The organism is Polaromonas sp. (assembly GCF_013817205.1).
Classification (GTDB): Bacteria; Pseudomonadota; Gammaproteobacteria; order Burkholderiales; family Burkholderiaceae_C; genus Polaromonas.
This window is the reverse complement of sequence record NZ_JACDDD010000119.1, coordinates 1-7,583: the sequence shown is the minus strand read 5'-3', so window position 1 is coordinate 7,583 and position 7,583 is coordinate 1. Positions and strand designations below refer to the sequence as shown.

General features: G+C 62.1%; 11 protein-coding genes. 3 read left to right on the top strand and 8 right to left on the bottom strand.

Features of this window, described 5'->3' with window-relative positions; genetic code table 11:
• Positions 1 to 158 precede the first annotated feature (158 nt).
• The 7 genes from H0W47_RS18680 to H0W47_RS17815 form a co-directional block, all read right to left on the bottom strand.
• Positions 159 to 452, bottom strand: coding sequence for a type II toxin-antitoxin system RelE/ParE family toxin (locus H0W47_RS18680; protein WP_367265429.1), 294 nt, complete (start codon positions 450 to 452; stop codon positions 159 to 161).
• Positions 449 to 673, bottom strand: coding sequence for an addiction module protein (locus H0W47_RS17840; protein ID WP_296926839.1), 225 nt, complete (start codon positions 671 to 673; stop codon positions 449 to 451). The genes H0W47_RS18680 and H0W47_RS17840 overlap by 4 nt, the downstream gene beginning before the upstream one ends.
• Before the next feature lie 118 nt (positions 674 to 791).
• Positions 792 to 1,583, bottom strand: a complete 792-nt coding sequence (locus H0W47_RS17835; protein ID WP_296926837.1) for an ornithine carbamoyltransferase — start codon at positions 1,581 to 1,583, stop codon at positions 792 to 794.
• Positions 1,584 to 1,702: 119 nt separating this feature from the next.
• Positions 1,703 to 2,005 (bottom strand): antibiotic biosynthesis monooxygenase, encoded by a 303-nt coding sequence (locus H0W47_RS17830; protein WP_296926835.1) that lies wholly within the window; start codon positions 2,003 to 2,005, stop codon positions 1,703 to 1,705.
• Positions 2,006 to 2,033: 28 nt separating this feature from the next.
• Positions 2,034 to 2,357 carry a 2Fe-2S iron-sulfur cluster-binding protein gene (locus H0W47_RS17825; RefSeq protein WP_296926833.1) on the bottom strand — a complete coding sequence of 108 codons (324 nt, stop codon included), beginning with the start codon at positions 2,355 to 2,357 and terminating at the stop codon, positions 2,034 to 2,036.
• A gap of 14 nt (positions 2,358 to 2,371) precedes the next feature.
• Positions 2,372 to 3,856: a glutamine synthetase family protein gene (locus H0W47_RS17820; protein WP_296926831.1), complete on the bottom strand. Its 1,485-nt coding sequence runs from the start codon at positions 3,854 to 3,856 to the stop codon at positions 2,372 to 2,374.
• The gene (locus H0W47_RS17815) at positions 3,853 to 5,238 is read right to left on the bottom strand and encodes a Rieske 2Fe-2S domain-containing protein (protein WP_296926830.1); all 1,386 of its coding nucleotides are present in this window, start codon (positions 5,236 to 5,238) and stop codon (positions 3,853 to 3,855) included. The genes H0W47_RS17820 and H0W47_RS17815 overlap by 4 nt, the downstream gene beginning before the upstream one ends.
• Before the next feature lie 57 nt (positions 5,239 to 5,295).
• On the opposite strand from H0W47_RS17815, the gene H0W47_RS17810 reads away from it, so the two are divergent.
• From H0W47_RS17810 to H0W47_RS17800, 3 genes are read left to right on the top strand one after another with little or no spacing between them, the layout of a single operon-like run.
• A complete protein-coding gene (locus H0W47_RS17810; protein WP_296926828.1) occupies positions 5,296 to 6,018 on the top strand; it encodes a GntR family transcriptional regulator in 723 nt (240 codons plus the stop codon).
• A complete protein-coding gene (locus H0W47_RS17805) occupies positions 6,015 to 6,710 on the top strand; it encodes an AzlC family ABC transporter permease (RefSeq protein ID WP_296926826.1) in 696 nt (231 codons plus the stop codon). The genes H0W47_RS17810 and H0W47_RS17805 overlap by 4 nt, the downstream gene beginning before the upstream one ends.
• Complete coding sequence (locus H0W47_RS17800; protein ID WP_296926824.1) at positions 6,700 to 7,005, top strand: AzlD family protein; 306 nt, start codon at positions 6,700 to 6,702, stop codon at positions 7,003 to 7,005. Before H0W47_RS17805 ends, H0W47_RS17800 begins: the two co-directional genes overlap by 11 nt.
• An 8-nt stretch (positions 7,006 to 7,013) precedes the next feature.
• Here the strand turns inward: H0W47_RS17800 and H0W47_RS17795 are convergent.
• Positions 7,014 to 7,583: NADP-dependent oxidoreductase (locus tag H0W47_RS17795; RefSeq protein ID WP_296926822.1), on the bottom strand; the 570-nt coding region annotated here is incomplete at its 5' end.

Below are 7,583 nucleotides of genomic sequence, written 5' to 3'. Positions count from 1 at the left end.
GGATCAACGTCTCAACACGTTGCCAGAATTCGTCAGTCACTTCCCAGGATTTGGCTTTTGCCATCACAACTCCAACCGCGGCACTCGCGCATGGAAAGTGATTATCATTTATTTACGGATAAGTTCTAAGTGTGTGCGCCCACCAAGACGCTGCCCGCTTAAACTCTGCCAAGCCAGTAAGCCGGCCGCCTTCGATGAGGCGCAACCACGAGAACCTCTACCTCCGCACCTGCCTGCCGGTAGAGGATGTTGTAGGGGAAGCCATGTACGCGGTAGCGCCGGATACCTGGCGAAAACTCTACGCGGTAACGATCTGGCGCTTCGCAGATCTTGACCATCGCCGCCTCGAAGGCCGCCAAGTAGCGGGCACCTAGCCGGGCTTGGCGGGCCTCGTAATAGGCGACATGTTCAAGGTGCTCAACTCTTGCTGACTCATGGAAAAAGTCACTCACTTGAGCAGATCTTGAGCCTGGCTGCGCACGGCATCGGCAGAAATTCGCTTCGAGACCCCCTGATCCATTTCGGCCGCACGTCTTGCGGCCTCCTGAAACCAAAGATGCTCAATTTCATTGTCTGACAAAGCATCCAAGCTGGATAACAGCTGCTCCGCCAACTCGGCGCGCTCTTGAACAGGAAGCGACAAAGCCTCGCGACGGATGGTTTCGGTGTTCATGAAAGAAATATTAGCACCAAAACAACAAATTTTCGCGTGGCTACGATTGCACAGAGGTTGCACAGGACTGCTACGCTGCCCAGTGCCTGTGAGACTTCGCCCGTCTCCCTGCAAGGGCTCAGCCGGCGGCACGCATGAGGATAGCTCGTTGGACTGAGAGCAGGACGCGCTTTTGCTGATAGCCCACAAAGCCGCTAAACGAGCCTGGATCAAAATTCAGTTCCCTGCCAATGGAGAAAGGCGGGGTTGGCAAGAGTCTGGGGTTCCCAAGACGTTCCAAGTGTTCACGCGTCAACGCCCAAGAAGGGTCGTTGAACCCGCTGGGCCAACCATCAGTGACCAGGATGTCGAGTGATTCATCAGAAATATTTCGAAAGAGAACGTGTTCATTTTTGGTGTGGAACTCGGGGCCGCAGAAATGGTGGATTTTGATCCCAAATACTGCAGCGAGCTCATGCCAAGACTTGAACACGTTGGTTGTAGGGCCCCAGAGGCCGATCTTGGTGGTCTCGATTGACCCCAACTCCGCCTCGATGTAGCAGGCATCGGAAAGCACTTCACAAGGGTGTGCCGCGCATGACATGGCATTGATGACGGGGCGACTGGATACGGACGCGAACTCACGCAGCCTTTCGTGATTCGACTCCCGCACTACATACATTGCATAAAAAGGATCAAGGTAGCCAGCGAGATCAGAAGCGCGCTCGTTGGTTTTCAGGAAATTCGGCAGCTCGATATAGGAAAGGCCGAGCTCTCTGAACGCTTGGATGAAGGTTGTTCGCGTACGGATACCGTTGCCTTCAAATGACCAGGCTACAGTCCCGGTCAAAGAACGATGTGGCTTGCCTGCAAGCGCCCATATCTCACGAATTTCGGTTTTTGAAAGATCATCAATATTGATGAGGTTCATAGAGGACTACGGCTATGTTGATCGTACGGTTGTGCATGTAGCATCCCAGCATGGGGTTTACGACCCATGTGGTCTTAGCCCTTGTACGTTTTGAGTTTTTCAAAATGGGGCTTTGCGTATCAGGTCGATTTCGCGAGCAGCGTGAAGTGCTCCACCACCGGCGGCGCTGCGAAAAACGGGCCGACGATGGCGCGCCAGGCGGCAAAAGCCGGTGACTCGCGAAAACCGATGGTGTGGTCTTCCAGTTTTTCCCAGAAGATTTGCAGGATGTAGCGCTCGGGGTTTTCAATGCCCCGGTTGACCTTGAAGCCCTGAAACCCTTTGGCGCCGGCAATCACAGTGGTGAGGCCGCGCTGTATGGCCTCGTCAAAGGCGGCTTGCTGGCCGGGAGCGATGCGGATGTCGGCGAGTTCGAGAATCATGCGGTGTCCTTTGTTGAGCGTGAGGCCCTCAATACTGGCTGGCTGGTAACTCTACCGTCAAACCGTCGAGGTCTGCGTTCAGGATGATCTGGCAACTGAGCCGGCTGGCCGGTGTGGCCGGTGTCGCGGTGAAGTCCAGCATGGCGCGTTCTTCGCCGTCGGCGGCCGGCAGCAGCGCCGCAAACGGCTGCGTCACCATCACATGGCAGGTGGCGCAGGTCAACAGCCCGCCGCAGTCTGCCGCAATGCCCTGCACCCCGGCGGCCACGGCGGCCTCCATCAAACTTTGACCAATTTTGCCTGTAGCCCTTATTGGCTGTGCGTCGGCAGCTATGAAATTGATAGTAATCATGAGGGTCCTGATGCTCAGATGCGGCTGAAGTATTCGCGGCGCTGCCAGTCGTCCTTGTCCACCGCCTGCTCGTGGCGCGTGATCTCCGCCTGTTTGATGCGCGTGAAGTAGTTGATGAATGTCTCGCCAAACGCTTGCACCAGCACCGGGTCGGTTTGCAATGCTGCCAGTGCTTCATCGAGGCTGGTCGGAATGCGGGTAGCGGCTTCACCATAAGGCGCATCGGTCGCCGCCGGCGCTTTGAGCTGACGCGTGATGCCGTCCAGCCCGGCGTGAATCTGCGAGGCCAGGTAAAGGTAGGGGTTGGCGGCCGGCTCGCCGATGCGGTTTTCGATGCGCGTTGCGCCATCGCCGGGCTGCCCGACCACACGCAGCATGGCGCCGCGGTTGTCGCGGCCCCACAGCACTGACTGCGGCGCCAGCGCGTTGGGGCGGAAGCGGCCGAAACCGTTGATGGTCGGTGTGCAGAACACCGTCATTCCGCGTGCGTGCGCCAGGAGGCCGGCAAGATAGTGTTCGCCCACGCTCGAGAGGGTGTACTGCGCGTCGGTGGCTTGCGTTCCCGGGGCCGATGCCTCGCGCTGGAACAGGTTGGCGCCGGTTTCGGGGTCCACCAGCGACTGGTGCAGATGCCAGCCGCTGGACATGATGTTGGGAAAGGGCGGGCGGCACATGAAGGTGGCGTGGTAACCGGCGCGGCGCAGCGCCTGCTTGACCGCGCTGCGAAACAGCACCATGTTGTCGGCCGCCGTTAGCGCGTCGGTCGCGTCGAAGACGGCCTCCACCTGGCTGGGGCCGAGTTCGATTTCCAGCGACTGCAGCGGCAGGCCCAGCGCCTGCGCCGTGTACTGCACGATGCGCAGCGGCTCCTCGGCCATGTCGAACCATTGCTCTGACAGCAGGTTGTAGCCCGGATGGATCATCGCCACTTTGGGCGCCGGGCCTGGCCAGGCGGCTAGTTCCGGATCAAGTTGGTCGCCGGCACTGTCGCCGGTGATTTTGTAAATGTGGAATTCGATCTCCAGCCCGCACTTCATGCCGTAGCCGGCATCGGCAAGCCGCGCCAGCGCGCGCTGCAGGATGCGCCGCGTGTCCAGCTCGACGGCGCTGCCGTCCTGCATCCAGGGCTGGCCTTGCACCCAGCCCGTGGCCGTGGTCCACGGCAGCTGCCTGAAACTCGCCGGGTCGGCAAGCAGCAGCAGGTTGCTGGCAAATTCGAAGCCCGGCAACTCAGACGTACCGCCGGCCTCGAAAACCTTGAAAGCCGTGCGGTCGGAGCTGTCCTTGAGCAGCAGGGTGCTCACCATGCCCACGCCGCCCTGCATGGCTTTTGCTGCCGCGCTTGCCACCAGGGTCTTGCCGCGCAGTGTGCCGTGCAGATCGCACCATGCAAAACGCACCAGCTCGATGCCGCACGTGGCGATCAGTGACTCTGTCTGCTCCAGTGCCCGCTGCCGCGTGGCATCGTGGATGCCGCATTGTTCGGCGAAATTGCTCATGCGCTCGCGACCTGGGTGATGTCCTTCGCATTCCAAGGCGCCTTGGCCTGTTTGGCGCGTGCTTGTTCCTGCCACCAGCCGACCCATTCCCCCGCGGGGGCGATGCCGTCCACCGTGTCCGGCCCGTGCATCAGGCCGGCCTGGCTGGCATCGGCAATGCCAGGCGCGATGCCTCCCTCCTGCACCGTCGCAATCGCCTTGATCAGCACCCGGCGATTTGCCATGATGACCTTGTCGGAGCTCCCCAGGTGCTCACGTGTGCGGTCCTGGATGGCGCCCATGCTTTCCACCGCCCACTGGTCGTGCACATTGATGTCTTCCTCACCCATGCCCAGGTAGGTCTGGGTGCGCTGCTCTTCGGCGTTGAAGCCCCAGTTGTTGTGGCGCCCGGCGTTGGGGATGTAGTCGGGCAGCGAGATGAACTGCTGGCGCTGCGCGCGCATGCTCTCCTTGTCCAGCGGGCCGGAAAAACTGGTGAAGAAGGAATACCAATAGGTGTGGGTGTCGTCCACCGGCACATGCATCTGCGTGATGGTCATGGTTTCCGACAGCGGAATCACGAAGGTCGCCGGAAAGATGGCGTTGGTCACGCGCACATGCGTGAGTTCGTCGTTCATGGCGCGCAAAGCGGTGAGTTGTATGCCCCAGGGTTTGGTGTCCACACTGATTTCGGGCTGGGCAAACTCGCGCATGATGCGTGTCATCGGCCACTGCTCGCCGGCTATGGCGCCTGCGCTGGCGCTGCGAAACTGCTTGCCGGCCGTGTTGTTGCCGATGTCTTCCAGCGCCTCGTCCTGCAAAAAGCGGTGCAAAAAGGACGGATGCGCCGGATCGATGCCAACCTCAAAAGCCTGCAGCCAGTTGGCATTCCATAAACCTTTGAAGGCGAAGCTGTGGGTGGCGGGCGCGGTGAAGCAGTCAAAAGCAGGAAAGGGTGGCGGGGTGGAACCTTCCGGGCCCAGCCAGGCGAAGATCACGCCGCTTTTTTCCAGCACCGGGTAGCTGCGCTGCTTCACGCGGGCACAGAGTTTGCTGCCGGCCGGTTCTGCCGGGGTTTCCAGGCAGCGGCCGCTCACGTCGAACTTCCAGCCGTGAAAAGGGCAGCGCAGGCCGTCGCCCTCGGCGCGGCCGAAAGACAGGTCGGCGCCGCGGTGCGGGCAGTCGCGGTCCAGCAAGCCGTAGTTGCCCTTGTCGTCGCGAAACAGCACGAAGTCCTGACCCATCAGCCGAACCGCCTTGACCGGGCGTTTGTCCATGCGGGGATCCAGCGCCGGGTTGAACTCGTCGACCAGCGCGGCCGGTTGCCAGTAGCTGCGCAGCAGCGCGCCGCAGGGCGTGCCCGGCCCGATGCGGGTGATCAATTGGTTTTGTTCTGCGTTCATGAGTCGACTTTCCTGAAACGGTATACCGAAATTAAAATTCAGTGTACAGTTCGCGCCATGAACTTGCAAGAGACGGTATTGATTCAGCTGCGCGACCTGATCCTGCGCGGCGAATTCGAGCCCGGCCAGCGCCTGGCCGAGCAACAGCTGGCCGAGCGACTAGGCGCCTCGCGCACCCCCGTGCGCGCCGCGCTGGTGACGCTGGAGCAGGAGGGCCTGGTCGAGGCCAACGACACCGGCAAGTACCTGGTGCGCCAGTTCACGCCGCGTGAAGTGGCCGACGCCATTGCCGTTCGTGGGAATCTGGAGGGCATGGCGGCGCGCCTGGTGGCCGAACATGGCGTCTCGCGCCAGTTGCAGGCCGGGCTGCAGGCCTGCCTGGACGAGGGCGACGCGGCGCTGGCCGCCAACCCGCTGAGCTACGAAAGTTATGCGGCTTATGCCGTGGTTAACGACCGTTTCCACGCGCTGGTGCTGGAGGCCAGCGGCAACCGTGCCTTGCAGCGAGCCGTCACGCTCAATGACAAGCTGCCGTTTGCCCCGGCTTCGGCCATGCTGCCGATGCAGGGCACGGTGGCGCTGGACCGTGACTGGATGCTTTATGCGCACCGCCAGCACCACATGTTGTTTGCCGCGCTGAAAGCCGGCGAGGGCGCGCGCGCGCAGGCGCTGGCGATTGAACACACCGAAGTTGCGCAGATGAACATGCGCATGGCGCTGGAGCGTCGGGCCGAGACCGAGCGCGTGTTGCCGGCCATCCGCCTGGTGGTCGGGCGTTGACCCGCGAGGCAGTCAGTTTCACGGCCGCTGGCGTGCGCCGCGGCTTTTTCGCGGCTCAGGTGATGGCGCCGGGGATCATTCTGTATGCCATGGTTTTTGGCGTGCTGGCCAGCGAGCGCGGCATGAGCTGGCTGCAGGCCATGCTGATGAGTGCGGCGGTGTATTCAGGCAGCGCGCAACTGGCAGCGCTGCAGGGCTGGACGGCCACCGCCGCCGTCACGCCGGTGATCGTCACCATCTTCGTGATGAATGCGCGTTATGTGCTGTATGGCGCGGCGCTTCAGCCCTGGCTGGCCGGCCTGCCACGACACCAGAGCTGGGGCTCGCTGTTTTTCCTCGGCGACGGCAACTGGGCCATGGCCATGCGTGAGTACGATGCCGGTTACCGAGATGCGGGTTATGTGCTGGGCTCCGGTGTGGCCATGTTTGCGCCCTGGCTGGGCGGCACGCTGCTCGGCCATCTGCTGGCCGGCAATGTGCCGAATCCGGCGGCCTTCGGGCTGGACTTCATGCTCGTCGCCTTCGCAGCGGCCATCGGCATCGTGTTGTGGCGCGGCAAGTCCGACCTGTGGCCCGTTGCTGCTGCCGGCCTGGCGGCCTTGCTGGTGCACCGGCTGGTGCCGGGCGCGTGGTACATCGTCGCTGCGGGAATTTCTGGCGGGCTGATGGGGGCTTGGCGCCATGGCCGTTGAGTCGACCTTCTTGTTGGCGCTGCTGGGCATGGCGCTGGCGTCTTTCGCCTGCCGCATCAGCGGCTTTTTGTTGATGGGTTATGTGCGCATCACGCCGCGTGTGGAGGCCGCGCTGAAGGCCATACCGATCTCGGTGATGGTCGGCATCGTCACACCTGCCGCCACCTCGGGCAAACTGCCCGAATTGCTGGCCCTGCTGGCCGTCGGCCTGGTGATGAAACTGGTGCGCAACGACCTGGCTGCCGCGGTCGCCGGCGCGGCGACAGTGGCTGTTGCGCGCTGGGCCTTGAGCTAAAAAGCTGCTTATTCTTTCGCGACCCGTAGCACCAGCTTGCCGAAGTTCTCGCCGTTGAAGAGCTTGAGCAGGGTTTCGGGGAAGTTCTCGATGCCGTCGACCACGTCTTCCTTGCTCTTCATCTTGCCGTCCTTCAGGTGGCCCGCCATCTCGGCAATCGCGAGAGGGTAGCGGTCGGCGTAGTCGAACACCACAATGCCTTCCATGCGCGCGCGGTTGACCAACAGCGACAGGTAATTGGCCGGGCCCTTGACCGGTGTGGTGTTGTTGTACTGGCTGATGGCGCCGCAGATGATGATGCGAGCACCGCGCGTGATGCGGGGCAGCACCGCATCGAGGATGTCGCCGCCGACGTTGTCGAAATAAATGTCCACGCCCTTGGGGCAATGCTCCTTGAGCCCGGCCTTCACGTCGCCGGCCTTGTAGTCGATGCAGGCGTCGAAGCCCAGCTCTTTGACGACCCAGTCGCACTTGGCCTTGCCGCCGGCAATGCCGACCACGCGGCAGCCCTTGAGCTTGGCGATCTGGCCGACGGTCTGGCCGACAGCACCTGCCGCGCCCGACACCACCACAGTTTC